This window comes from Pseudomonas sp. zfem001 (genome assembly GCF_032621725.1).
Taxonomy (GTDB): domain Bacteria; phylum Pseudomonadota; class Gammaproteobacteria; order Pseudomonadales; family Pseudomonadaceae; genus Aquipseudomonas; species Aquipseudomonas sediminis.
This window is the reverse complement of record NZ_JAVYJI010000001.1, coordinates 161,331-184,914: the sequence shown is the minus strand read 5'-3', so window position 1 is coordinate 184,914 and position 23,584 is coordinate 161,331. Positions and strand designations below refer to the sequence as shown.

Here is a 23,584-nt window from a genome sequence, read left to right as displayed (position 1 = left end):
ATGAAACTGCCCGCCAGTCTGCTGGCCTTGGCCCTTGCCGCCTGCGCACACGCGCAGGCCGGCGAGGCGCCGAAGCAGGTCAACCTGTATATCTGGAGCGAATACCTGGCCCCGGACACCCTGGCTTCGTTCGAAGAGAAGACCGGTATCCGCGTGGTGGTCGATCATTTCGATTCGCTGGAAACCGTGGAAACCAAACTGCTCACCGGCGGCAGTGGTTACGACCTGGTGCTGACTGCCGGCCAGCACCTGAGCCGGGCCATCGCCAGCGGTGCATTGCGCGAGCTGGACAAGACGCAGCTGCCGCATTTTTCCGGGCTTGATGACGAGTTCACTCAGCACATGGCCAAGTTCGACCCGGGCAATCGCTACGCCGGACTCTACGTCTGGGGCACCACCGGTTTCGGCTACCAGGAGCAGGCCATCGCTCAGCGCATGGCAGATGCCCCGACCGATAGCTGGGCAATGCTGATGGACCCGCAGGTGGTGGCGCGTTTTGCCGATTGCGGAGTGAGTTTGCTCAATGACCCCAACGAGGTATTCGCCGCTGCGTTCCGCTACCTGGGGCTGGATATCAACCGGCAGAATCTCGATGACCTGAAACAGGCCGAGGCCCATCTGGCCAAGGTGCGACCGTTCATTCGCTACTTCGACAATGACCGCAACATCAGCGATCTGGCCAACGGCAACACCTGCCTGGCGATGGCCTGGAATGGCAACGTCGCCATCGCCGCGGCACAGGCCGAGCAGGCCAACAAGAAATTCCAGCTGAGCTACCGCATCCCTCGTGAAGGGGCTCTGTTGTGGTTCGATGCCATGGTCATCCCGCGTGATGCGCCGCACCCGGAAGCCGGGCTGGCGTTGATGGAGCACCTGATGACACCCGAGGTGATCGGCGCCATCAGCAACAGCATCTACTACGCCAATGCGGTGCCAGCGGCCGACGCCTTCGTCGATCCGGCGATTCTCGCCGACCCCGGCACCTATCCGCCGGCCGAGCTGCGCGCCACGCTGTACACCAAGAATGACAACAGTCGTGAGTTCAACCGGGCCCTGACCCGTGCGTTCAGCCGGCTGAAGTCGGGTCGGTAGCTGTCAGCGATAGCGAGCGAGGATGGCCTCGAACTCGCCATCCTGTCTCATCTGCACCAGGGCACGGAGCAGCGCCTGGGTCGGCACATCCGGCTCGTCGCGGACGATGCAGGCGATCAGGTCAGCGCTGATTTCACCGAGCGCATGCAGGTGTTGGTCGGGCGACAGGTCGCGATTGAACCAGGCCAACGCCAGCTGATTGCTGACGGCATAGCGGTAGCGGCCGGCCTCGAGTTTCTCCAGGGCCAGTTCCTGGGTGCGGGCGTCTTCGCGGTGTATTGCGCCACTGGCCAGCAGCGGCTCCAGATTTGGATAGCTGAAGCCCAGCACCGTACCCACGCGCTCATCTCGCAACTGCTCCAGTTTGAAGTGAGGGTCGGCGTTGCGCGCGACGATCAGGTCGCGCTGCACCATGAAGGGCAGGCTCCAGATGTACTGATGATGGGATTCGACGAGCCAGTCAGGATTGACGTAGCAGCGCACGTCGATTCCGCCGCTGACCAGCAAACGTTGAACGCGCAGGCGTGGTAGCACCAGCATCTCTGCGCGGCGGCCGACCTTCTGTGCCAGGCGCATTTGCAGATCGTAGAGAATCCCGCCCGCGGCTTGGCCATCGACGATCTTTATCATCGGCATGGCCCAGCTCTCGGTCACCGAGAAGCGCAGTGGGCGCTGCTCCTGGGCCGAGGCTGCGAGGCACAGCAGAAGCAGCAGAGCGGATAGCGAAAGGCGCATGCGGTTACCGGTTCAAGACGTTAAGCGAGGTCGCGCCGAGCTTGGCCGTAACAGACTGGACGATGGCCGCTCAGGCCGGCGCCGACTCGAAGCTGTCGGCGCGCGCCATGCGCCACATGCGTTCGTAGAACTCGCCTTCGATCTGGCCGCTGAGCAACTCGCCCGGCGCGAGGAACACATGCTGCTGCGAGAACAGTTTGATCTCGGTAGCGGACATGCGCTGCACCAGGTGCTTGGCATCGATCTGTGCCGGGTGATCGAGGCCGGCGGCGGCGAGCATCTCGGCCAGCGCCTTGAGCGTGTTGCGGTGGAAGTTGTAGACGCGCTGGGCCTTGTCCTCGACCACCAGGGCGCGCTGGCGCAGCGGGTCTTGCGTAGCCACGCCGGTAGGGCACTTGTTGGTGTGGCAGGACTGCGACTGGATGCAGCCGATGGCGAACATGAAACCGCGTGCCGAGTTGGCCCAGTCGGCACCGATGGCCAGCACGCGGGCAATGTCGAAGGCGCTGACGATCTTGCCGCTGGCGCCGAGCTTGATCTTGTCGCGCAGGTTGCTGCCGACCAGGGTGTTGTGCACGAACAACAGCCCTTCGCGCAGCGGCACGCCCAGGTGATCGGTGAACTCCAGTGGCGCCGCGCCGGTGCCGCCTTCCTTGCCGTCTACGACGATGAAGTCCGGCAGGATGCCGGTCTCCAGCATGGCCTTGACGATGCCCATGAACTCCCAGGGATGGCCCAGGCAGAACTTGAAACCGACCGGCTTGCCGCCCGACAGCTCACGCAATTGCGCGATGAACTGCAGCAGCTCGGTGGGGGTGGAGAAGGCGCTGTGGCGCGAGGGCGAGATGCAGTCCTCACCCATCGGTACGCCGCGGGTGTTGGCGATTTCCTCGGTGACCTTGTGCTTGGGCAGGATGCCGCCATGGCCCGGCTTGGCGCCCTGGCTGAGCTTGATCTCGATCATCTTCACCTGCGAGCTGGCGGCCTGGGCGGCGAAACGCTCGGGGTCGAAGCGCCCGTCGGAAGCACGGCAGCCGAAGTAGCCGCTGCCCAGCTCCCAGACCAGATCGCCGCCGTGCTCGCGGTGATAGGGGCTGATGCTGCCCTCGCCGGTGTCGTGGTAGAACTCGCCGAGTTTCGCCCCTTCGTTGAGGGCGCGAATGGCGTTGGCGCTGAGCGAGCCGAAACTCATCGCCGAAATATTGAACAGTGACGCCGAGTACGGCTGGCTGCATTGCGGCCCGCCGATCTCCACGCGAAAGCTGCACGGATCGGTCAGCGGCGCCGGACGCATGGAGTGGCTGATGAACTCGAAGCCGTTCTGGTACACGTCGCTCAAGGTGCCGAAGGGTTTGTCGGCACCTTCGTTCTTGGCGCGCGAATAGACCAGCGAGCGCTGGGCACGGGAGAAGGGCAGTTGCTCGGCGTCGCCTTCGAGCAGGTACTGGCGAATCTCCGGGCGGATGCCTTCGACCAGGTAGCGGATGTTGCCCAGGATCGGGTAGTTGCGTCTGACTGCATGGCGCGTTTGCAGCAGGTCGCCGATACCGATCAGGCTGAGTACGCCACTGAGCAGGGTGAACGGCCACATCCACTCGTGGCCAAGGAAGGGCAGGCTGGCCAGGGTGAACAGCACGCAGAAGACGAAAAAAGCGTAGCGGCTGAGCAGGGAGAGGTTCATGCAAGCTCCAGATACACGGATCAAGATAAGACTTTAGACCAAATGGCTATATTGGGTCATGTTCTGTCCAATTAGACACGCTCAAGGGCTGAGGACGAACCCCATTGCCCTGTGGCACACTCAGTGGCCCGGAGCCAACCATCGTAAGAGCTTGGCCCAAGTCCCCCGATTTTCGGCCTGCGCCATTGTCGCCGGCCTACTGCCTGAGGCCGCCAGCGGCCGATAAGAGGAATGACCGTGCATAACGTCGTGATCAGTGGTACCGGCCTCTACACCCCGGCCAACAGCATTTCCAACGACGAGCTGGTGGCATCCTTCAATGCCTATGTGCAGCAGTTCAACGTCGATAATGCCGAGGCCATCGCCCGCGGAGAGGTGGAGGCGCTGAGCGAGTCCAGCAGCGGCTTCATCGAGAAGGCGTCGGGCATCAAGAGCCGCTTCGTCATCGACAAGGCCGGCATTCTCGACCCGCAGCGCATGGTGCCGAGCATTCCCGAGCGTTCCAACGAAGACTGGGGCATCCTCTGCGAAATGGCCGTCGGCGCTGCCAAGCAGGCGCTGGAGCGCGCCGGCAAGACCGTCGCTGATATCGATGGGGTGATTGTCGCCTGCTCGAACCTGCAGCGCGCCTACCCGGCGGTGGCCATCGAAGTGCAGGCCGCGCTGGGTATCCAGGGCTGGGGCTACGACATGAACGTGGCTTGCTCCTCGGCCACCTTCGGCATCCAGGCTGCGACCACCGCGATCCAGACCGGCCAGGCCCGCGCCATCCTCATGGTCAACCCGGAAATCTGCACTGGCCACCTCAACTTCCGCGACCGCGACAGCCACTTCATCTTCGGTGACGCCGCCACCGCAGTGATCATCGAGCGCGCCGACCAGGCCACCTCCCAGCACCAGTTCGACGTGGTCAGCACCAAGCTGCTGACGCAGTTCTCCAACAACATCCGCAACAACTTCGGCTTCCTCAACCGCGCCGCGGAAGAGGGCGTTGGCGCCCGCGACAAGCTGTTCGTGCAGGAAGGCCGCAAGGTGTTCAAGGACGTCTGCCCGATGGTCGCCGAGCTGATCGCCGCACACCTGGCGGAAAACCAGCTCAACGTCAGCGACGTCAAGCGCTTCTGGCTACACCAGGCCAACCTCAACATGAACCTGCTGATCGCGCGCAAGCTGCTCGGTCGCGACGCCGAGCCGCACGAGGCGCCGGTGATTCTCGACACCTACGCCAACACCAGTTCGGCCGGTTCGGTGATCGCCCTGCACAAGAATCAGGACGACCTGCCGGCGGGCAGCCTGGGTGTTCTAAGCTCCTTTGGTGCCGGTTATTCCATCGGCAGTGTAATTTTGCGCAAGCGTTGAACTCTCTGTAGGTATGCCTGACACGCGTAGAACCTGTTTCACGATCTAGCGAGCTAGAGCCAGGCAAGGCGAAAGCAGCCGAAAAAGCGCAGTTTACGAGCTGTAAATGAGCATTTGAGGTTGGTTTCAACGCAGCATGGCCGACGCGCAGCAGATCGTGAACAGGTTCGTACAGGGTTTGCTCGTGCGCGCCAGGCCCTACCATGGGAGTTCTATGTCCGATACCGATCTGTTGGATCGTCTGCTCACCGGTGAGCAGAAGGCCTACCGCGAGCTGGTCGCTCGTTACCAGGGGGCGATGCGAGCGGTGGCCTACGCCATCGTCGGCAGTCGCCACGCCGACGAAGTGGTGCAGGATGCCTGGCTCGCCGTAGTGCGCAGCCTGGCAGGCTTCCAGGGGCGCTCCAGCCTCAAGACCTGGCTGCTGACCATCACCGCCAACACCGCCAAGACCCGCCTCAAGCACAACCGTCGCGAGGTGCTGCTCGACGACCTGGCCGCGCCCCATGGAACGGTGGGTGACGAGCGCTTCGCCGATGACGGCCACTGGCTGCTGGCGCCACATGCCTGGCATCAGGACAGCCCCGAAGCCCTGCTCACCGAGGACGAATTGCGCGATTGCCTGGAACACACCCTGGCCAGCCTGTCCGAGTTGCAGGCCAGCGTGCTGGTGCTGCGCGAGCGACAGGGTCTGGAGCTGGAGGCGATCTGTAATCTTCTCGACATCTCGCTCTCCAATGCCCGTGTGCTGCTGCACCGGGCACGCCTGAAAGTCTTTGCCACCCTGGAACATTTCGAGGAGACAGGCCAATGCTGACCTGCAAGGAATTGGTCGCTCATTCCAGCGATTATCTCGACGGCCAACTAACCCTGCGCCAGCGCCTGGCCGTACGTGCGCACCTGGCCATGTGCGGCAACTGCCGACGTTTCATCCGCCAGATGAAACTGACCCAGGCGGTGATCCGGCAGATGCCCGAGGATGAATTGCCTGAACTCGACGCCCTGGCCGAGCGCCTGGCGCAGGATCGGCGTAATCAGGGGTGAGCCGTGTGTTTGCTGGACGGCTCGGCGCCCCCCTCCCGGGCAATCCACTGCGTAGGGTGGATCGGGGCGCGTAGCCGACGCTTTTTCATCCACCGTTTGCGGTAGTTGTTCGGGCTAATTGATAGCGCCTCGCAACGAAGAAACCTCCGGCAAACTTTGCTTGCAAGAGCAGCACCTTAGGATGGTTAGAGCAACGCGAAACCCATCGAATCTCCCCTGAGTTTCGCTGTGCTCTACCCAGGCTACTTGCTGGTGTCATGGTATTTGAAAAGTAATTTCAATATTCTCTTAGCTTGCGAAAATCCCATGTAATATTCTCGCCCTTTTTCTCTTGCCCGTCTGGATAAACCCGGCCAGATAGCGATCTAAGATGAAGGGTGTCGCCTTGGAATTCTCCTTCATACTTTGTGTAGTAGATGTGCGGCACAAATCCATCGGTTTTCAAATGGTCAAATATTCTTTGTCCTGAAATTAAACTCCCATTCCTTGTGAACTTAATGGGTTCTTTTGTGGGCGGATATTCTGCTTCTAAATTGGCGAGGTTGGATAGAAATATTTCAACATTGTCCCTGTTGCGCAATATTACAAATTGATCATTTGGCAGAAGAAACAAAAAAGCTTGATATTTTCCATATCCAACAGGCTCTTCAATGTCGTCGTAATATATTGCTAAAACTGGCAGCTCGTTCAGGTGCGGCTGTATATCGGCTGGCTCAGGTGGTGCGCTAGTGCAGCCAGCTAAGGACATCATGAAGATCAATAATGGCATGAAAAATCTATTCATAATTATAACCTTGTGTTAATGCTTTGAGCATCAATGGGGGTGGTGTCATTAATTTTTCGAAAAGGGGATAGATTATTTTTAGATCGATAGTACTGCGCCATAAATAAATCTGTCCCCTTTTTTCCTCCTACCTTTCGTGCCGCCCTGGCAAAGAAAACTTCTCTGGTGTCTTTGGTCATGGAAATCGATTCCGTCTGTTTGTCTAGACGGAGCTCACCATCCTCGTTAGGGAAGGCTGAGTCGTAAAAACGGAATGTGGCCTCACTATCCGTTTCGCTGAGTTTCTCAATAAGAATGTGGAACGCCATTTGGAGTTTGCCTAACGTTTGGTTAAGGGGCCGGCTTTAGCTGGTCCCGAGTGAGCGAAGCGAGCGGCTTGAACCATTTGTTATGCGTCTGGCGCAACAGGGAAGCCTGGCGGTTGGTTTGGGAAGCTTTTAGTAGGAAGCTCCTGGTTCTTTCCTACCCAGTAAATTTGGCCGCCATTTTCATATTGAAGTGGAATGTCACACTTTCTCGTGAAGAAGCCTTGGCAGTATATATTTGATGCCTGTGCTGGGTATGGCTCGAATGCGAAATTATAAATATCATCTTTAGCTAATGTTTTGATGCTGTAGCTCCAAGAATTGATTTGCCTGTCTGCGGCTAGCAGTAACTTGCCAGATGATTTTGGCTCAATGATTTGGCAGCGTTGATTTGAATGGTTCAGGCTGCATACCTTGATGCTTGAGCTGCTGTTGTTAAATAAAATAACATCAACTAAAAATGAGCACCCGGACAAAACTATGGCGAGGATTAAGGTTGCAAGGTGTTTAATCATATGATCACGCATAACGTTTGGTTAAGGGGCGGGCTTTAGCCCGTCCCAGTGAGCGAAGCGAGCGATTTGAACCTGTTGTTAGGTAACGGATTGCCACCTTTTAATTATTTTATTTAGTTCGTGAGCGTCAATATTCGCAGGCTGGTTGTGTGCCAAGTGGCCCAAGAAGGCTAGCATAGCTTTCTTTTGGTGGACTGAGAGAATAAACCACAGTCCGGCATGGGTGTCTCCGGGATTTTTACACTTGCTGTAGTTGTTTATTGTGGTAATTAGCTGCAAGTAAACCATGGAGCCAGGGTTGCTCCTTAGGTTTTTCAGCGCATATACCATGTATGCAGGAATTAGCTCAACGGCCTCACAGGCAGATAGTGACTCAAATATATACGGGTTTCTTTCAATCGACTCGTCGCTCAAGTTCTTCATTTCTGGAAAGGCCAGAGCGATTTTCTCGGAGGTGAATTGCTCCGCCTTCATGAGTGAGTTACCTAACGTTTGGTTAAGGGGCGGGCTTTAGCCCGTCCCAGTGAGCGAAGCGAACGGTTTGAACCACTAGTTAGGTTGCTGGGTGATTTCAAAAAAATATTCATTTGCTTTGCTTATGGTGTTTGACTTGATGCATTGTCAAATACAAGCGCCAAAGAATTATGGGGGTTACTATTATTTGGGCAATGATCGTTATGCTTTCTTGATAATTATAGATTGATAAATAGTCATAAAATGGTACCTGGCTTTGCCATAGAATGGCTTGATGTATTGCAGATGCAAACGAAGTAAAATGCCTAATGCCGAATGATATTAAGACGGCGATGATAAAAAATAGAAATCGGCTATTTATACGTTTCCAAACAATAGCTGTGGCACCAAGAGCGATTAGGCTTGGGAGAAAACCAGATATAGTTAACGTCGAAAATATCATGAGTAAACCTAACAGTGATTAGATAGTCTTCCGTACTAATCCAATAGCATGGAAGGCGGTATAACTCCGAAAAATGGCAGTTTTCAATTCAGAGAAATTTAAACCTTTCAATGACTTAGAGCGTGAAGCATGCGCCAGCACGTATTCGCTTGACCTCCACATTCCACGCTTTCATTACTACTGGGCAGATATACACAAAGGCACTGGAAAGGTGCAAGGCGCGTGAGAGACCGTGTCGAAATCAACGCTCGACACCGAGCTGCAGCGCGTAGTGTGGGTGACGCTTTTTCATCCACTGTTTGGGTGGCTGTTCGGGCTACTGGCTATCGAAAACCTCGCCGCTGAAGCGCCTCCCACGGTGTGGTGGATGTTCCTGTGCCTGTGGGAGGGGCTTTCGGCTCTGGCATCCTGCTTCGCTCTACCTCCTGCATCCATGCAGTCGTAGCCGCGACTAGTAGCGGGCAAAGCGCTCCCGGATTTCATCCGGGCTGCGAAAAACTTTTTTCGCCCGCTGTAACGCCCGCATCTCTGCCTCGTCAATTGCTGCGAGGGCGCCAACCTGGCGTCGTATTCGAAACTGATGGAGATATGCCATGAAACAACTCAATACCCTGACTGCCACCCTGGGCGCTGCGCTGCTGACTTCCATGGCGTTCACTGCCCATGCCGCGAGCAACCCCTTCGCTGCGCAGGAACTGGCCAGCGGCTACAGCCTGGCCGCTGCCGAGAAGGCGCAGGAAGGTTCTTGTGGCGAAGGAAAATGCGGTGGCGAGATGAAAGCCGACAAGGAAGGCAAGTGCGGCGAGGGCAAGTGTGGTGCCGAGAAGAAGGCCGATGCCGAGGGTAAATGTGGCGAAGGCAAGTGCGGCGGCGAGAAGAGCGAGTAAGGGCGAGGGGAGGGCGGATCATGCACCTCGTAAACCTCACCGGCGCAGGTCTCGGCCTGCGTCGCGGACTGCTCGCTGAGCTGATCGGCGATGAGGCCAGCGGCGCCGACTTTCTCGAAGTGGCGCCGGAGAACTGGATCGGTGTCGGTGGCCGGCTGGGCAAGCAGTTGCGCGCCCTGAGCGAACGCCGGCCGTTGCTGTGCCATGGTCTGTCCCTCAACCTCGGCGGCTTCGCGCCGCTGAACCTGGAGTTGCTGTACGCCATCAAAGGCTTTCTCGACGCACATGGCGTGCTGGCCTACAGTGAACATCTGTCGGCCTGTGCCGACGACGGCCAGCTGTATGACCTGATGCCGCTACCATTTTCCGACGAGTCGGTGGCACGCATCGCCGAACGCGTGCGCATCGTGCAGGACGTGCTGGAGCGGCCGCTGATCATCGAGAACGTCTCGGCCTACGCGCGTCTGCCCGGTGAGCTGGATGAGGCGGATTTCGTTCGCGCCGTGCTGGAGCGTGCAGACTGCCAGCTGCTGCTGGACGTCAACAATGTCTACGTCAACAGCCTGAACTTCGGCTTCGATGCCGAAGCCTACATCGCCGCGATGCCCAGTGAGCGCATCGCCTATCTGCACGTCGCCGGTCATTACGACCAGGCGGCAGACCTGAAGATCGACACCCACGGTGCGCCGGTGATCGACCCGGTATGGGTACTGCTGAGCGGCGCTTACGCGCAGCATGGCGTGCGCCCGACGCTGCTGGAACGCGACTTCAACTTCCCGCCGCTGGCCGAGCTGTATGCCGAGCTGGCGCATATCCGCAGCCTGCAGCAGGCTGCGCAACCGCTCAGCAGGTACGGCACATGAGCAGCGTGCAATTGCAGCGCGACTTTGCTGCACGTATTCGCCAGCCTGAGGTGCAGGCCTTGCTGCCGGGCATCACGGCCGAGCGCATGGCGGTCTACGAGGAGCTGTTCTTCAATAACGTCGCCAGCCTGGTCGGCGGCGCCTTTCCGGTGCTGCGCGGGGTTCTTGGGGCCGAGCGCTGGCAGCGGTTGCTGCGGGCGTTCTTCACCGAGCATCAGGCGAGCACGCCGTACTTTCTAGAGATCAGTCAGGAGTTCATTGCCTGGCTGCAGCGGGGTTATCGCGTCGAGCCTGATGACCCTGCGTTCATGCTGGAGCTGGCGCACTACGAGTGGGTTGAGCTGGCGCTGGATGTCAGCGATGCGCAGTTGCCCGAGCGCGGTTGGTCGCCATTGGCCTGGCCGTTGGCCTATCGCTGGCCGGTGCAGATGATCGGTGCCGATCACTGCCCTACGCAGCCGCCGGCCGAGCCGACCTGCCTGCTGGTGTGGCGTGATCGCCAGGATCAGGTGCGCTTCATGCAACTGGCGCCGTTCGCCTATCAGCTGGCGCTGCGGCTGCAGGCCGGCGAGCCGCCTGTGCAGGCGCAGCTGGAGTTGGCCACGGCCCATGGCCTGGCCGCTGATCGCAACTATTTCGCTAACGCCCGCGCGCTGCTGGATGACTGGCAGGCGCGCGATATCTGGTTTCCGCATCCCGAGGACTGACCACATGATCACTTTGCTCAATCGCTTCCAGGACGCGCTGGAGGCTACCCGGCGCCTGGATTTTCTCGGCCCGCTGTTGCTGCGTCTGTATCTGGTGCCGGTGTTCTGGATGGCCGGCATGCAGAAACTGTCCGATATCGACGCCACTGCTGCCTGGTTCGGTAACCCCGACTGGGGCCTGGGCCTACCGTTTCCCGAACTGCTGGCTTGGGCGGCGGCGCTGACCGAGGCTGGTGGCGCCATTCTGCTGTTGTTCGGCTTTGCTGTGCGCTGGATCAGCATTCCGCTGATCATCACCATGCTGGTGGCGATCTTCGCCGTGCACTGGCCCTATGGCTGGCAAGCAATTGCCGACCCATCCGCGCCCTTTGCCAACGAGCGCGTGCTGGCGGCGGCGGAGAAGATCGAACGGGCGCGGGCGATTCTGCGTGAGCACGGCAATTACGACTGGCTGACCGGCAGCGGCAAGTTCGTGGTGCTGAACAATGGCATCGAGTTCGCCGCCACCTACCTGGTGATGCTGGTGGCGTTGTTCTTCAGCGGGGCAGGGCGCTGGTTGAGCGTCGATTACTGGCTCGCGCGGCGTTTCCGAATTTCCCGCTAACCCAGCGGGTTATCCCGGCGCCGGCTTTCGCGAAACTCGCCCGGCGTCTGCCCGGTCCAGCTCTTGAAACTGCGGTGGAATGATCGTGACTCGGTGAAACCGAGGTAGCAGGCGATGTCCTGGATCGCCAGGTCGCTGCGCAGCAGGTAGTGCTCGGCCAGCTCCTGGCGCAGCTCGTCGAGAATCTGCTGGTAGCTGGTGCCGGCCTGCTGCAGATGGCGCTGCAGGGTGCGCACGGTCATGTCGAACTTCTCTGCCACCCGTTCCTTGCGCGGCAGGCCGTCCTTGAGCAGCAGGCGCAGGGCGTTCTTCACCCGGCGCGGTAGCGGTTCGTTGTCGTCCAGCCCGGCCATCAGGGTCAGGGCGTGTTCTTCCAACGTGCGCAGCAGGTTGGCGTCTGCCTGGCGCAGCGGCACGCCAAGGTAATCCAGCGGCACCAGCAGGGCGTTGCAGCTTTGTTCGAACCGCACCGGGCAGCCGAACAGCTGCTGGTATTCCTTCAGTTCGGTGCCTGCCGGTTGCGCATGCTCGAACCACACCTCACGCGGCGAATGTTCGGAGTCGGCGATCCAGCGGGCGTACAGCAGCCAGGAGGCGAGCACGTTCTCGACCATATGGCGGCGCACGTCCGGCGCCTGATGGCGACAGCTCCAGATCAGCCGCACGTGATCCTCAGCCGCCTCGATACGGCTGGTGCCCATGTCGCCCACCAGTTTCTCGTAGGGCACGATGCGGCCCATGGCCTCGCCCAGGGTGGCGCAGTTCATGGCGATGTAGCCAAGCACGCTCCACGAGCCGGGCTGGACGAAACGCGCCGAGTGCAGACCGAACAGGGGATCGCCGGATACCTCGATCAGATGCGCCAGCAGGCGCTCGTGTACCTCGCTGGGCATGCGCTTGCCATTGTCGGCCAGGTCCTGCGCGGCAATGCCGGCAGCGGCCAGGGCGCGGTCGATGTCCAGGCCGAGCTGTTCGGCCTGGCGCAGGTACTTGAGTAGGGCGGGAACCGAGGTATAGCCGAGGTTTTCCATGGATTCTTCTTGTTCTGCGATGCCTGTCTTGATTGGCGATAGCGCCTGTCCCGATTCGACAGTGACGGAAATCGGCGGCTGGCTAGTATAGGCAGCCATAAGTGCTGATCGGAATGGGGGATGCGATGCGACGCTGGAACGGATGGGGTGACGAAGCGACCGAAGTGGAACTGCCGGCTCATGGCGAGGCCTTTCTCGCCGAACTGGTTGGGCCGGGCCAGCGTTTGGCCGATGCCAGCCTGGAGGATGTGCTGGCGCGCGTGCCGGCGTCGCGCCTGGCGCCGCATCCACTGATCAGCGTCGATGCCGAAGTGCGCGTGCGCCATGCCCGTGGCCAGAGCCTGCCGGACTGGCTGGCGATGCGCTCCGGTGACTTCGGCCTGTTTCCCGATGGCGTCGCCTGCCCGGAAAGCGCCGAGCAGATCCGCGAGCTGCTGGCCTGGGCGCAACAGCATGACGTCACCCTGATCCCCTATGGCGGCGGCACCTCGGTGGCCGGCCACATCAACCCGCAAGCCGGCCAGCGCCCGGTGCTGACCCTGTCGCTGGAGCGCATGACGCGCCTGCTGGATATCGACGAGGACAGCCTGATCGCCACCTTCGGCCCCGGCGCCAATGGGCCGCAGGTAGAAAGCCAGCTGCGTGCGCGTGGCTATACGCTGGGCCACTTTCCGCAGTCCTGGGAGCTGTCGACCCTCGGCGGCTGGGTCGCCAGCCGTTCCAGCGGCCAGCAGTCGCTGCGCTACGGGCGGATCGAGCAACTGTTCGCCGGCGGCAAGCTGGAAACTTTCGCCGGTACCTTGGAAATTCCAACCTTCCCGGCCTCGGCCGCCGGGCCAGACCTGCGCGAGCTGGTGATGGGCTCGGAAGGGCGCTTCGGGGTGATCTCCGAAGTGCGCGTGCGCATCAGTCGCCTGGCCGAGCAGGAGCGTTTCTACGCGGTGTTCCTGCCCAACTGGCAGCAGGCGCTGAGCGCCATCCGCAGCCTGGCCCAGGCGCGCGTGCCGCTGTCCATGCTGCGCCTGTCCAACGCCATCGAAACCCGTACCCAACTGGCACTGGCCGGTCACCCGCAGCAGATCGCGCTGCTGGAGAAATACATGGCCCTGCGCGGCGCCCGCGACGGCAAGTGCATGCTGACCTTCGGCGTCACCGGCAGTCGGGTGCAGAACGCCGCCTCGCTGAAACAGGCGCGGCGCTTGCTGAAAGGTTTTGGTGGGGTATTTACCGGCACCCTGTTGGGCAAGAAGTGGGAGCAGAACCGCTTTCGCTTCCCTTACCTGCGTCATGGTCTGTGGGAGCGCGGTTACCTGGTGGACACTTTGGAAACCGCCACTGACTGGTCCAACGTCGACAACCTGCTGAATAAGGTCGAGGCCAGTCTACGTGACGAGCTGACCGACGAGGGCGAGCGGGTGCACGTCTTCACCCATCTGTCGCACGTCTACGGCGAAGGTTCGAGCATCTACACCACCTACGTATTCCGCCCCGGCGCCGATTACGCCGAGGCTATGGCGCGCTGGCAGCGCTTGAAAGCAGCGGCCAGCCGCACCATCGCCGAGAATCGCGGCACCATCAGCCACCAGCACGGCGTCGGTCGTGACCACGCACCTTATCTGGTAGCAGAGAAGGGCGAGCTGGGCATGGCCACGCTGCGCAGCCTGGCCACGCATTTCGACCCCGACCAGCGCCTGGCGCCTGGCGTGTTGCTGCAGGACTGAGCATGGAGCCCTGGAACGCCACCTGGCGCACGCGCGCGCTGCCTGAACTGGCCGCGCGCGACTGGGATCTGCTGGTGATCGGCGGCGGCATCTGCGGCGCCGGTATCCTGCGTGAGGCCGCACGGCGCGGCTGGCATTGCCTGTTGCTGGAGCAGCGCGACTTCGCCTGGGGCACCTCCAGTCGTTCTTCGAAGATGGTGCACGGCGGCTTGCGCTACGTCGCCAAAGGCCAACTGGGGCTGACCCGCGACTCGGTACGCGAGCGCCAGCGCCTGCTCGGCGAGGCGCCGGGGCTGGTGGAGCCGCTCAGCTTCGTCATGCCGCATTACCGCGGTGGTTTTCCCGGGCCGAAGGTCTTTGGCGGCCTGCTTAGCCTGTACGACGCCCTGGCCGGCAAGCGCAATCATCTGTTCTATCCGCTGCAGCAGCTGCGTTACCTGGCGCCAGGCATTCGCGAGGACGGTCTGCTCGGTGGCACACGTTTCTTCGATGCGGTGACCGACGATGCCCGCCTGGTGCAGCGCGTGCTGGGCGAGGCGCGTGCCGAAGGCGGCGAGGCGCTCAATGGTATGCGCGTGGTCGAGTTGTTGCGCGAGGCAGGGCAGGTAGTCGGTGTGCTCGCCGAGGATGTGGAAACGGGCGAGCAATACCGCCTACGCAGCCGCGCCGCGGCGCAAGCCACTGGTGCCTGGGCCGATCGCCTGCGTCAGCCTGGCAATGGTCGCATCCGTCCGCTGCGCGGTAGCCACCTGCTGCTGCCTAGCTGGCGCCTGCCGGTGGCGCATGCCTTCAGCTTTATGCACTCGGCCGATGGCCGGCCGGTGTTCGTCTTCCCCTGGGAAGGCGCAACGGTGATCGGCACCACCGATCTGGATCATGCTGACGAGCTCGATCATGAAGCGGCCATCAGCGCCGAGGAGGTCGATTACCTGCTGGCCGCCTGTGCTCAGCAGTTCCCGACTGCGCAGGTGAGCCGCGCCGACGTGCTGTCGACCTGGGCGGGCGTGCGCCCTGTGGTGAGCGATGGTGGCGGCGCACTGAAACCCTCCGACGAGAAGCGCGAGCATGCGCTGTGGATCGAGCCGGGCAGCGTGACCCTGGCCGGCGGCAAGCTGACCACCTTCCGCCTGCTGGCGCTGGAGGTACTGCGTGCCTGTGCCGGATTCGTCGGCAAAGCGGTGGACGATCAGGGTGGCGCGGTCTTCGCTGCGAATACGCCGACACCGGTGCCGACCTTGAGCCCGGCGCAGCAACGTCGCCTGGCTGGGCGCCATGGTCGTCAGTTGGGTGAGGTACTGCGTTTGATCGACGAAATCGGCGCTGATTGCGTCGTCGGTACCGATACCTTGTGGGCCGAACTGGCTTGGGCTGCCGAAGGCGAGCTGGTGCTGCATCTGGACGATCTGCTGTTAAGGCGCACGCGCCTGGGCCTGTTGCTGGCTGAAGGCGGCCGCGCCGAGCTGCCACGTATCCGCGCGCTGTGCCAACCAAGGCTGGGCTGGAACGATGCGCGCTGGCAGCAGGAAGAGACGGATTATCTGGCTCTGTGGCAACGCTGCTATAGCTTGCCGGGTGCTGAATGATGACGTTGCCAAATATCCGTAGGAGCGAGCTCTGCTCGCGAAACTTTTGCGCCACCCCCGTTCGCGAGCAGAGCTCGCTCCTACAGCAATACCGTGCATTCCAAGCAGAGGTCACACCTTGAGCGAACCAAGCTACCTGCTGAGCATCGACAACGGCACCCAGAGCGTCCGGGCGTTGCTGTTCGATACTCAGGGCAATCTGCTGGCCAAGGGCAAGGTCGAGCTCGACCCCTATTTCTCCAGCCAGCCAGGCTGGGCCGAGCAGGACCCCGAGTATTACTGGGCCAGTCTCGGCGAGGCCTGCCGCCAGCTGTGGCAGCAGGTGACTATCGACCGCAGCCAGATCAAGGGCGTTGCCGTCACCACCCAGCGCGGCAGCATCATTCATGTTGACGAGCAGGGCACACCCCTGCGCCCGGCGATTCTCTGGCTCGATCAGCGTCGTGCCGAGGTGGTCGGGCGGATCAAGGGCCTGTGGGGCTGGCTATTCAAGCTGGTGCGCGCCGAAGAGGCGGTCGATCACTTTCGTGGCCAGGCCGAGGTCAACTGGGTCGCCCAGCACCAGCCGGAGATAGCGGCGCGCACGCACAAGGTGCTGTTGCTCTCGGGTTTTCTCACCCATCGCCTGTGTGGCCGCTTCGTCGATTCCACCAGCAGTTGCGTGGCTTACCTGCCGTTCGACTACAAGCGCCTGCGTTGGGCTGCGCCCGGCGACTGGAAGTGGCAAGCGCTGAAGGTGCGCCGTGAGCAACTGCCCGAGCTGTTCAAGCCGGGGGAACGACTGGGTCAGATCAGCGCCGAGGCCAGCCGCCATACCGGTATTCCGGAAGGCCTGCCGCTGATTGCTGCTGGGGCTGACAAGGCCTGCGAGGTGCTGGGTTCCGGTGCGCTGGAGCCTAGCACGGCGTGCCTGTCCTATGGCACCACGGCGACCATCAACACCACACGCAGCCGTTACCTGGAAACCGTACGCCTGATTCCGCCCTATCCGGCAGCGCTGCCGGATCACTTCAACACCGAGGTGATGATCTATCGCGGCTTCTGGATGGTCAGCTGGTTCAAGCGCGAATTTGGCCTGCGCGAAATGCAGCGTGCCGAGGCGCTGGGCGTGTCGCCCGAGGCGCTGTTCGACGAGTTGGTCAACGCCGTACCGCCCGGCTCAATGGGTCTGATGTTGCAGCCGTACTGGACGCCAGGCATCCGTGAGCCAGGGCTGGAGGCCAAGGGCTCGATCATCGGTTTTGGCGATGTGCATACCCGTGCGCATCTGTATCGGGCGATTCTGGAGGGGCTGGCCTATGCGCTGCGTCAGGGCAAGGAACGTATCGAAAAGCGCTCCGGCACCCGTATCGAGCGCCTGCGTGTGTCCGGTGGTGGTTCGCAGAGCGATGCTGCGATGCAGCTGACCGCCGATATCTTCGGCTTGCCGGCAGAGCGACCGCACCTCTACGAAACCAGCGGGCTGGGGGCTGCGATCAACTGCGCGGTAGGTCTGGGCTTGCACCCGGATTACCCGAGCGCCATCGCCGCCATGACTCGGGTTGGTCAGGTGTTTCAGCCGAACCCGGAGGCCCAGCACGTTTACCAGCAGCTCTACGCGCAGGTCTATCAGCGCATGTACCGCCAGCTCAAGCCGCTGTACCAGCGCATTCGCAAGATCACCGGCTATCCGGCGTAGGCTGAAGTTGATGAACATTGTGGGAGGGGCTTTAGCCGCGACCGAGCAATACCCAGGTCGCGGCTAAAGCGGAGCGCCGCCCGGCCCCTCCTACAGAAACCAGTCGCCCTCCGAAGTGGAGGGCGATGGTGTGTGCATCAGGCGACATCCACCAGCACGATCTCGCTGTCTTCCTGCGCCTCGATGCGGATCAACGCTTCATCGGCGACGGCCACGCCATCACGTGCCTTGACGTTCACGCCGTTGACGCTGAAGGCACCCGTTGCGCCCACCAGATAGGCCTTGCGACCCGGCTGCAGGGCGTACTCGGCGCTCTGTCCGGCCTTGACCGTGGCGGCCACCAGGCGTGCGTCGGTGCGGATACGCAATGCATCGACATCCTCCTCGTAACCGCTGGCCAGGGTGACGAACGATCCTGAGCGGTCGCCTTTCGGGAAAGGCTTGGCGCCCCAGGAGGGCGGCAGGCCAGCCTGGTTCGGCTGAATCCAGATCTGGAAGATCTTGGTGGTTTCATCCTCCAGGTTGTACTCGCTGTGAGCGATACCGGTACCGGCACTCATTACCTGCACGTCGCCTGCTTCGGTACGGCCCTTGTTGCCCAGGTTGTCCTCATGGCTGATGGCACCTTCGCGAACGTAGGTGATGATCTCCATGTCGCGATGTGGGTGCGGCGGAAAGCCCGAGTGCGGAGCGATCTCGTCGTCGTTCCACACGCGCAGGCGGCCCCAGTTCATCCGCTCGGCGTCGTAGTATTCGGCGAAGGAAAAGTGGTGACGGGCGTTGAGCCAGCCGTGATGAGCACCACCGAGTTGTTCGAACGGACGTACATCGATCATGGTCAATCCTCCAGTCGTGCGCGAGGTGAGTCCCGCGCAACGTCGATGGCGCTATGATCTATTCCGTTTAATCGATTTAAAAGCGCAATATTTACGGCTTTAATATCTATTAATTTGATTAATTTTCGCGAAGGCCAGGCACTAGGCTTTCGCTGATTCCCTCAAGGAGCAGTGCAATGCGCGAACGCAAAGCCTGGTTGATCCTGCATGGCAAGCAGGCGTTGAACGAAGAGGTGAGGACGGCCGTGAGCGGCCTGCGTGAGCGTGGCTGGGATTTGGCCGTGCGCCTGACTTGGGAAGGCGGGGACGCCGAGCGGCTGGTCGAGGAAGGGCTGGCTGCTGGTTACCCGACGCTGATTGCTGGTGGCGGTGATGGCACCCTGCGTGATGTGGTCGAAGCGCTGGTCAAGGCGCAGGGCGATGCGAGCCTGGCTCTGCTGCCGCTGGGCACGGCCAATGATTTCGCCCACGCTGCAGGCATACCGCTGACGCCGGCTGCCGCGCTGGCGCTGCTGGAGGTCGAGCCGGTCGCCGTTGACGTGGGCATGGCCGGTGAACGTGCTTTCCTCAATATGGCCACGGGCGGTTTCGGCTCCAACATCACCGCCAACACGCCGGAGGAACTCAAGAAGGTCCTCGGTGGCGCCGCCTATCTGCTCACCGGGCTCAGCCGCTTTTCCGAAGTGCGCGCGGCCGCCGGTCGGTTTCACGGGCCGGACTTCGAGTGGCAGGGCGAATTTCTGGCATTGGGCATCGGTAACGGACGCCAGGCCGGTGGCGGTCATTTGCTCTGTCCCGACGCGACCATTGACGACGGCTTGCTGGACGTCTGCATTGTTCCTGCCGCGCAGGATGTGGTGAGCACCCTGGGCACGTTGCTCTCGGGCGGCATGCATGGTGTGCAGAGCGTCGCGGTCAGCGCGCGGCTGCCCTGGCTGGAGGTGGAGGCGCAGGAAGGGCTGGATTTGAACCTCGATGGCGAGCCGATGGAAAGCAAGCGTTTGCGCTTCAGCGCACAACCTGGCGCGCTGCGTCTGCATCTACCCCGGCATTCGCCTTTGCTCGCTGGTCAGGCGCCTGGGGCTGAGGCATGATGGCGGCGCGCCAGCAAGGCTTCAGTATGCCGGCAGTTCGCCGATAACCCGAACGGCAGACTAGACTCAATCTATATACCTCGGAGCGCATGATGGCTGGCATCCTCGATTCAGTAGATCAACGCACGCAATTGGTCGGCGAGAACCGCCTGGAAATCCTCATGTTCCGCCTGGCCGGTCGGCAGTTGTTTGCCATCAACGTGTTCAAGGTGCAGGAAGTCCTGCAGATGCCCAAGCTGACGCTGATGCCGCAGCGTCACCGCTTCGTCTGCGGTGTGGTCAACTTGCGTGGCCAGACCCTGCCGGTGATCGATCTGTCCCAGGCCATCGGCATGCGTCCGCTGGTGCCGGATGAGCGCAGTACCATCATCGTCACCGAGTACAACCGTTCGGTGCAGGCCTTCCTGGTCGGCAGCGTCGATCGCATCCTCAACCTCAATTGGGAGTCGATCCAGCCGCCGCCCGGTGGCGCCGGTCGTCAGCATTACCTGACCGCGATCACCAAGGTCGACGAGCAGATCGTCGAGGTCATCGACGTGGAAAAGGTGCTGGCCGAGATCGTGCCGATGAGCACCAAGGTCTCCGAAGAAAAACTTGCCGATCCGTTGCTGGAGAAGGCGCGCGGTCGTGAAGTGCTGCTGGTGGACGACTCCAGCGTGGCGCTGAGCCAGCTGCGCGATACCCTGACCCAACTGGGCATGCGCCTGCACATGGCGGGCGATGGTCTGAAAGCCCTGAACCTGCTGAAGAAGTGGGCGGATAGCGGCGAAGTGATGACCGACAAGCTGCTGATGATCTTCACCGATGCCGAAATGCCGGAGATGGACGGCTACCGCCTGACCAGCGAGATTCGCAACGATCCGCGTCTGAAGGACCTCTACGTCGTGCTGCACACGTCGCTGTCCGGCAGCTTCAACGAGGCGATGGTGAAGAAGGTCGGTTGCGACAACTTCCTCTCCAAATTCCAGCCGGACAAGCTCGTCGACGTGGTACGTCAACGCCTCGAGTTGGACGAGCCCCGCTAAAGTCGCTGGAGGGCGGGTACAACCCGCCGAGCGTCGATGGCCGCTGGTGCCCGAGCGAGCGTTACTGATCTGCAAAATTTCCCGAGTTTTGTTGCTTGTGAGCATCGCCGTCACCTCGTATAACGGCGTTTTGCCAACAGGAAACTGACCCATGCTGAGTCTCTCGGGGCTGTACCGTTATCCGCTCAAGTCCGGCCGCGGCGAAGTGTTGAAGCGCAGTGCGGTCGACGGTCTCGGCCTGCAGGGTGATCGGCGTTGGATGCTGGTCGATGCCGACAACGGCCGCTTCATCACCCAACGCCTGCTACCGCAGATGAGTCAGCTGAGCGCTCTGTACGATGCGCGCGGCGGGCTGACTCTGAGTGCGCCGGGGCGTGAGGATCTGTCCGTGGCGTTGCCCGATCCCGAGCAGGACTTGCGTGGCGTCATCGTCTGGCGTGACAGCCTGCGCGTGCCGGATGCGGGCGATGCAGCGGCTGTCTGGGTCAGCGATATGCTGGGTAAGTCTTGTCGCCTGGTGCAGGTGCCGGAAGGCCGCACTCGCCAAGTCGATACCGCCTATGCGCAACCGGGCGATCGCGTGGCCTTTGCCGACGGTTTCCCACTGCTGCTGATCGGCCAGGCGTCGCTGGACGATCTTTCTCAGCGCGTCGGGCAATCGCTGTCGATGCTGCGTTTTCGCCCCAATCTGGTCGTCACCGGCAGTGAGCCTTACGCCGAAGACAGCTGGAAGCGCATCCGTATTGGCGAGGTGGAGTTCGACGTGGCCAAGGGCTGCTCGCGTTGCATCCTCACCACCATCGACCCACAGACCGGCGAGCGCAACGCCCAGCGTGAGCCGCTGGCCACGCTCAAGACCTACCGGGAACGCGATGGCGATGTGTACTTCGGGCAGAACCTTTTGCCACGAGGTGTGGGTGAGCTACAGATCGGTATGCCGATTGAAATTCTGGAGTAGGGTGCGCCATGCGCGCTGCGTGATCTGCTTACGGTCGCTGGGCTGAGGCTCACGCGGCACTGAGCCGAAGCGCGGTCCGGCCCAGGCGTACGGAGCAGCGAGCCCCGATCAGACACCCAGTCCGATCGGGGCTTTTGTTTTACTGATCCTCAAAGAAGCGCTCGTTCCATGCCACCAGGGGGTGCGGTGCGTTGAGCTTCTGGCCGTAGATCACCGAGTAGGACAGCACGTTCTGCACGTACTGGCGGGTCTCGTCGAACGGGATGTTCTCCACCCAGACGTCATAACTGAGGTGATTGGCGCCGCGCAGCCACTGGCGTACGCGGCCGGGCCCGGCGTTGTAGGCGGCCGAGGCGAGTACGCGGTTGCCATTGAACTGACCATATACCTGGCTCAGATAGGCGGCGCCCAACTGGATGTTGGTGTCCGGGTTGAGCGCCTGTTGCGGCGATGCCAAGGGGATGCCGAACTTGCGTGCGGTTTCCTTGGCAGTGCCCGGCATCAGTTGCATCAGGCCCATGGCGCCGGCGTGGGAGCGGGCGTCGGCCATGAAGGCGCTTTCCTGGCGGGTGATGGCGAACACCCAACTCGAATGCAGATCGCGGCGCTTGGCTTCACGCACCAGTTCGTTGCGGTGAGCCATGGGGAAGCGCACTTCCAGGTCGTCCCAGTACTGGGCCTGGCTGATGGTGCGGATGGCCGGGAAGTACCACTCCATTTCGTAGGCCAGGCGCGCCTGAGCCACCAGTTCATCGCGGCTGAACAGGCGGCTGACGTGATACCACTCGCGGCGACCATCGACGATCTGGCCGCGTGCATGGAATTCCATGGCGCGCTTGATACCGGCAGTGTTGCGTACCTTCTGCATCACCTTCGGGTCGAGTGCCAGCGGCTGGTTGTTCAACGAGTAAGGTGCCTTGACCTGATCGGCGGCCATGAAACCGTAAAAGTCGCGCTCCTTGGCCAGGGCCTGAAACAGTACTTCCGGTTGATGGCTGTTGGGTTGCGCCAGTTGCAGGCTGCGCGCGTTCCAGTAGCGCCAGCGGTTGCTGCTGGCCAGATCGGACGGCATCTTCTGGGTCAGCTCATAGGCTTCTTCCCAGCGGCCGTGACGCAGCAGCAGGCGCGCGCGCCATTCGCTGACGGTGTTGTCACGCAGTTGCGGGTCGTACTTGGCCATGACTTGCAGGCCGCGCAGGTCGAAGCGTTGTGCCAGGCGCAGACCGATCTGGCGGGCGATGGCGACCTGCTCGTCCGAGGAGAACTTCATACGCTGGGCGTAGCCGTCGAGCAGGGCCAGGGCGTCTTCGGGGTTCTGCCGGGCCAGGCGGCGCAGGCCGAGGCCGACTACGTCGCTCATGGCGTCATCGGCTGGAGCGAAACGCGCGGTGTTTTTCAGCAGTTGCGGTTTCTGTGCGACCTCGACCATCAGCTTGCCGCGCTCGCCAAGCGTTGGCATGCCCTTAATCAGGAAGTTGGCCAAGCCGTAGTTGCCGCTTTCTACCGCCAGTTTGGTGCGCTGCCAGCGGCGCTGTTCGGTGAGCTGGCCATTGGCGGCCCAGCGTTCGAACAGCGGATCACAGGCGTTGGGCTGGGATTTGCCCACCAGCCAGAGCTTCTCGGCGGTAGCGTTGCCTTCGGCAGTCAGGCCGTGGCTGAGCTGGTACTGGCCATACAGGCAATCCAGTTCAGTGAAGTTGAGCTTGGCATCGTAGTGATCGAGGAAGGGCTTCCAGTCTCCACGCTCGGCCAGCGCGCGCAGCCAGCGCAGCTTCATCCAGCTGGCCTGAGGCAGGTCACCATGTTCGGCAAGAAACTTTTCTATTTCCGCATTGCTCGCTGATCGCAGACGGTTGGTCAGCTCGTCATAGGCCAGATATGGCGTCAGCGGGTAGTCGCGCAGAGCGCTGGCGTACTGGCGATAGGGGCCACTGTCGCCCTTGGCCAGGGCGCGCTTGGCTTCATCGTAGTACTGGCGCTGCTGCGCCAGAGTGGCGGCTTCGGCACTGGCCAGGCCAGCAGTGGTGGTGAAAATCAGGCAGGAAACTACAGAAAGAAGGCGACCGCGCATGGCATTTCCAGGGGCAAGCAGAGAATGGGGCAACAGGTTCCATATCGTTGCATGCCCTTAGCTTAGCGCTTCAGCGGGGCGTGGTGAATGCCGTC

Annotated in this window: 23 protein-coding genes; 14 read left to right on the top strand and 9 right to left on the bottom strand. The window is 61.5% G+C overall.

The annotated features are described in order from the left end of the window. Complete coding sequence (locus RTH74_RS00935; protein WP_316913460.1) at positions 1 to 1,092, top strand: extracellular solute-binding protein; 1,092 nt, start codon at positions 1 to 3, stop codon at positions 1,090 to 1,092. 3 nt (positions 1,093 to 1,095) lie between these two features. Here RTH74_RS00935 and RTH74_RS00930 read toward each other — a convergent pair whose 3' ends face one another. Together RTH74_RS00930 and RTH74_RS00925 are read right to left on the bottom strand one after the other, a co-directional pair. Beyond that, a complete protein-coding gene (locus RTH74_RS00930) occupies positions 1,096 to 1,827 on the bottom strand; it encodes a transporter substrate-binding domain-containing protein (RefSeq protein WP_316913459.1) in 732 nt (243 codons plus the stop codon). A 70-nt stretch (positions 1,828 to 1,897) separates the two neighbouring features. After that, positions 1,898 to 3,508, bottom strand: coding sequence for an FMN-binding glutamate synthase family protein (locus tag RTH74_RS00925; RefSeq protein WP_316913458.1), 1,611 nt, complete (start codon positions 3,506 to 3,508; stop codon positions 1,898 to 1,900). A 237-nt stretch (positions 3,509 to 3,745) separates the two neighbouring features. Between RTH74_RS00925 and RTH74_RS00920 the strand changes: the two genes are divergently transcribed. The 3 genes from RTH74_RS00920 (at position 3,746) to RTH74_RS00910 (ending at position 5,911) form a co-directional block, all read left to right on the top strand. Continuing rightward, positions 3,746 to 4,867: a beta-ketoacyl-ACP synthase III gene (locus tag RTH74_RS00920; RefSeq protein ID WP_316913457.1), complete on the top strand. Its 1,122-nt coding sequence runs from the start codon at positions 3,746 to 3,748 to the stop codon at positions 4,865 to 4,867. A 214-nt stretch (positions 4,868 to 5,081) separates the two neighbouring features. After that, positions 5,082 to 5,684, top strand: coding sequence for an RNA polymerase sigma factor (locus RTH74_RS00915; RefSeq protein WP_316913456.1), 603 nt, complete (start codon positions 5,082 to 5,084; stop codon positions 5,682 to 5,684). Continuing rightward, positions 5,678 to 5,911 (top strand): anti-sigma factor family protein, encoded by a 234-nt coding sequence (locus tag RTH74_RS00910; RefSeq protein WP_099526470.1) that lies wholly within the window; start codon positions 5,678 to 5,680, stop codon positions 5,909 to 5,911. Before RTH74_RS00915 ends, RTH74_RS00910 begins: the two co-directional genes overlap by 7 nt. Positions 5,912 to 6,188: 277 nt before the next feature. Here the strand turns inward: RTH74_RS00910 and RTH74_RS00905 are convergent, their stop codons facing one another. From RTH74_RS00905 to RTH74_RS00890, 4 genes are all read right to left on the bottom strand, one after another. After that, complete coding sequence (locus RTH74_RS00905; RefSeq protein ID WP_316913455.1) at positions 6,189 to 6,680, bottom strand: hypothetical protein; 492 nt, start codon at positions 6,678 to 6,680, stop codon at positions 6,189 to 6,191. 17 nt (positions 6,681 to 6,697) lie between these two features. After that, on the bottom strand, positions 6,698 to 6,874 hold the full coding sequence (locus RTH74_RS00900; RefSeq protein WP_316913454.1) for a hypothetical protein: 177 nt from the start codon (positions 6,872 to 6,874) through the stop codon (positions 6,698 to 6,700). Between the two features lie 209 nt (positions 6,875 to 7,083). Next, positions 7,084 to 7,527 carry a hypothetical protein gene (locus RTH74_RS00895; protein ID WP_316913453.1) on the bottom strand — a complete coding sequence of 148 codons (444 nt, stop codon included), beginning with the start codon at positions 7,525 to 7,527 and terminating at the stop codon, positions 7,084 to 7,086. Positions 7,528 to 7,593: 66 nt separating this feature from the next. Continuing rightward, a complete protein-coding gene (locus RTH74_RS00890; protein ID WP_316913452.1) occupies positions 7,594 to 7,989 on the bottom strand; it encodes a hypothetical protein in 396 nt (131 codons plus the stop codon). A 1,035-nt stretch (positions 7,990 to 9,024) separates the two neighbouring features. On the opposite strand from RTH74_RS00890, the gene RTH74_RS00885 reads away from it, so the two are divergent. Genes RTH74_RS00885 through RTH74_RS00870 form a run of 4 tightly spaced genes read left to right on the top strand, consistent with a single transcriptional unit; the run spans position 9,025 to position 11,492 of the window. Further along, positions 9,025 to 9,318 carry a hypothetical protein gene (locus RTH74_RS00885; protein WP_112210593.1) on the top strand — a complete coding sequence of 98 codons (294 nt, stop codon included), beginning with the start codon at positions 9,025 to 9,027 and terminating at the stop codon, positions 9,316 to 9,318. Positions 9,319 to 9,338: 20 nt separating this feature from the next. Next, positions 9,339 to 10,181 carry a DUF692 domain-containing protein gene (locus RTH74_RS00880; protein WP_316913451.1) on the top strand — a complete coding sequence of 281 codons (843 nt, stop codon included), beginning with the start codon at positions 9,339 to 9,341 and terminating at the stop codon, positions 10,179 to 10,181. Next, positions 10,178 to 10,888: a putative DNA-binding domain-containing protein gene (locus RTH74_RS00875; RefSeq protein WP_316913450.1), complete on the top strand. Its 711-nt coding sequence runs from the start codon at positions 10,178 to 10,180 to the stop codon at positions 10,886 to 10,888. Before RTH74_RS00880 ends, RTH74_RS00875 begins: the two co-directional genes overlap by 4 nt. A 4-nt stretch (positions 10,889 to 10,892) precedes the next feature. Beyond that, complete coding sequence (locus RTH74_RS00870) at positions 10,893 to 11,492, top strand: DoxX family protein (RefSeq protein WP_316913449.1); 600 nt, start codon at positions 10,893 to 10,895, stop codon at positions 11,490 to 11,492. Here RTH74_RS00870 and RTH74_RS00865 read toward each other — a convergent pair. Then, positions 11,489 to 12,523 (bottom strand): AraC family transcriptional regulator, encoded by a 1,035-nt coding sequence (locus tag RTH74_RS00865; protein WP_169969659.1) that lies wholly within the window; start codon positions 12,521 to 12,523, stop codon positions 11,489 to 11,491. The two genes, RTH74_RS00870 and RTH74_RS00865, sit on opposite strands and share 4 nt — an antisense overlap. Positions 12,524 to 12,648: 125 nt before the next feature. Between RTH74_RS00865 and RTH74_RS00860 the strand changes: the two genes are divergently transcribed. The 3 genes from RTH74_RS00860 to RTH74_RS00850 all read left to right on the top strand — a co-directional run bounded on the left by RTH74_RS00860 (position 12,649) and on the right by RTH74_RS00850 (position 17,505). Beyond that, complete coding sequence (locus RTH74_RS00860) at positions 12,649 to 14,244, top strand: FAD-binding oxidoreductase (RefSeq protein ID WP_316913448.1); 1,596 nt, start codon at positions 12,649 to 12,651, stop codon at positions 14,242 to 14,244. A 2-nt stretch (positions 14,245 to 14,246) separates the two neighbouring features. After that, a complete protein-coding gene (locus RTH74_RS00855) occupies positions 14,247 to 15,827 on the top strand; it encodes a glycerol-3-phosphate dehydrogenase/oxidase (protein ID WP_316913447.1) in 1,581 nt (526 codons plus the stop codon). Between the two features lie 118 nt (positions 15,828 to 15,945). Next, entirely contained in the window at positions 15,946 to 17,505 is a 1,560-nt protein-coding gene (locus RTH74_RS00850; protein ID WP_316913446.1) for an FGGY-family carbohydrate kinase, read from the top strand. 137 nt (positions 17,506 to 17,642) lie between these two features. Here RTH74_RS00850 and RTH74_RS00845 read toward each other — a convergent pair whose 3' ends face one another. Then, positions 17,643 to 18,341, bottom strand: coding sequence for a pirin family protein (locus tag RTH74_RS00845; protein WP_179545318.1), 699 nt, complete (start codon positions 18,339 to 18,341; stop codon positions 17,643 to 17,645). A 176-nt stretch (positions 18,342 to 18,517) separates the two neighbouring features. Here RTH74_RS00845 and yegS point away from each other — a divergent pair, with 176 nt between their 5' ends. The 3 genes from yegS to RTH74_RS00830 all read left to right on the top strand — a co-directional run bounded on the left by yegS (position 18,518) and on the right by RTH74_RS00830 (position 21,418). Further along, complete coding sequence (yegS, locus tag RTH74_RS00840; protein ID WP_316913445.1) at positions 18,518 to 19,435, top strand: lipid kinase YegS; 918 nt, start codon at positions 18,518 to 18,520, stop codon at positions 19,433 to 19,435. A 92-nt stretch (positions 19,436 to 19,527) separates the two neighbouring features. Then, positions 19,528 to 20,460 (top strand): chemotaxis protein CheV, encoded by a 933-nt coding sequence (locus RTH74_RS00835; RefSeq protein ID WP_099526458.1) that lies wholly within the window; start codon positions 19,528 to 19,530, stop codon positions 20,458 to 20,460. 151 nt (positions 20,461 to 20,611) lie between these two features. After that, on the top strand, positions 20,612 to 21,418 hold the full coding sequence (locus RTH74_RS00830) for an MOSC domain-containing protein (protein ID WP_316913444.1): 807 nt from the start codon (positions 20,612 to 20,614) through the stop codon (positions 21,416 to 21,418). Between the two features lie 139 nt (positions 21,419 to 21,557). Here RTH74_RS00830 and RTH74_RS00825 read toward each other — a convergent pair whose 3' ends face one another. Beyond that, positions 21,558 to 23,489, bottom strand: a complete 1,932-nt coding sequence (locus RTH74_RS00825; RefSeq protein ID WP_316913443.1) for a transglycosylase SLT domain-containing protein — start codon at positions 23,487 to 23,489, stop codon at positions 21,558 to 21,560. Positions 23,490 to 23,584 lie beyond the last annotated feature (95 nt).

Coding starts and splice junctions, on each gene's coding strand:
- RTH74_RS00870 (WP_316913449.1), top strand. CDS start 10,893: ATGATCACTTTGCTCAATCGCTTCCAGGACGCGCTGGAGGCTACCCGG.
- RTH74_RS00875 (WP_316913450.1), top strand. CDS start 10,178: ATGAGCAGCGTGCAATTGCAGCGCGACTTTGCTGCACGTATTCGCCAG.
- RTH74_RS00825 (WP_316913443.1), bottom strand. CDS start 23,489: ATGCGCGGTCGCCTTCTTTCTGTAGTTTCCTGCCTGATTTTCACCACC.
- RTH74_RS00885 (WP_112210593.1), top strand. CDS start 9,025: ATGAAACAACTCAATACCCTGACTGCCACCCTGGGCGCTGCGCTGCTG.
- yegS (WP_316913445.1), top strand. CDS start 18,518: ATGCGCGAACGCAAAGCCTGGTTGATCCTGCATGGCAAGCAGGCGTTG.
- RTH74_RS00930 (WP_316913459.1), bottom strand. CDS start 1,827: ATGCGCCTTTCGCTATCCGCTCTGCTGCTTCTGCTGTGCCTCGCAGCC.
- RTH74_RS00890 (WP_316913452.1), bottom strand. CDS start 7,989: ATGAAGGCGGAGCAATTCACCTCCGAGAAAATCGCTCTGGCCTTTCCA.
- RTH74_RS00910 (WP_099526470.1), top strand. CDS start 5,678: ATGCTGACCTGCAAGGAATTGGTCGCTCATTCCAGCGATTATCTCGAC.
- RTH74_RS00925 (WP_316913458.1), bottom strand. CDS start 3,508: ATGAACCTCTCCCTGCTCAGCCGCTACGCTTTTTTCGTCTTCTGCGTG.
- RTH74_RS00835 (WP_099526458.1), top strand. CDS start 19,528: ATGGCTGGCATCCTCGATTCAGTAGATCAACGCACGCAATTGGTCGGC.
- RTH74_RS00895 (WP_316913453.1), bottom strand. CDS start 7,527: ATGCGTGATCATATGATTAAACACCTTGCAACCTTAATCCTCGCCATA.
- RTH74_RS00855 (WP_316913447.1), top strand. CDS start 14,247: ATGGAGCCCTGGAACGCCACCTGGCGCACGCGCGCGCTGCCTGAACTG.
- RTH74_RS00830 (WP_316913444.1), top strand. CDS start 20,612: ATGCTGAGTCTCTCGGGGCTGTACCGTTATCCGCTCAAGTCCGGCCGC.
- RTH74_RS00935 (WP_316913460.1), top strand. CDS start 1: ATGAAACTGCCCGCCAGTCTGCTGGCCTTGGCCCTTGCCGCCTGCGCA.
- RTH74_RS00900 (WP_316913454.1), bottom strand. CDS start 6,874: ATGACCAAAGACACCAGAGAAGTTTTCTTTGCCAGGGCGGCACGAAAG.
- RTH74_RS00905 (WP_316913455.1), bottom strand. CDS start 6,680: ATGCCATTATTGATCTTCATGATGTCCTTAGCTGGCTGCACTAGCGCA.
- RTH74_RS00915 (WP_316913456.1), top strand. CDS start 5,082: ATGTCCGATACCGATCTGTTGGATCGTCTGCTCACCGGTGAGCAGAAG.
- RTH74_RS00880 (WP_316913451.1), top strand. CDS start 9,339: ATGCACCTCGTAAACCTCACCGGCGCAGGTCTCGGCCTGCGTCGCGGA.
- RTH74_RS00865 (WP_169969659.1), bottom strand. CDS start 12,523: ATGGAAAACCTCGGCTATACCTCGGTTCCCGCCCTACTCAAGTACCTG.
- RTH74_RS00860 (WP_316913448.1), top strand. CDS start 12,649: ATGCGACGCTGGAACGGATGGGGTGACGAAGCGACCGAAGTGGAACTG.
- RTH74_RS00845 (WP_179545318.1), bottom strand. CDS start 18,341: ATGATCGATGTACGTCCGTTCGAACAACTCGGTGGTGCTCATCACGGC.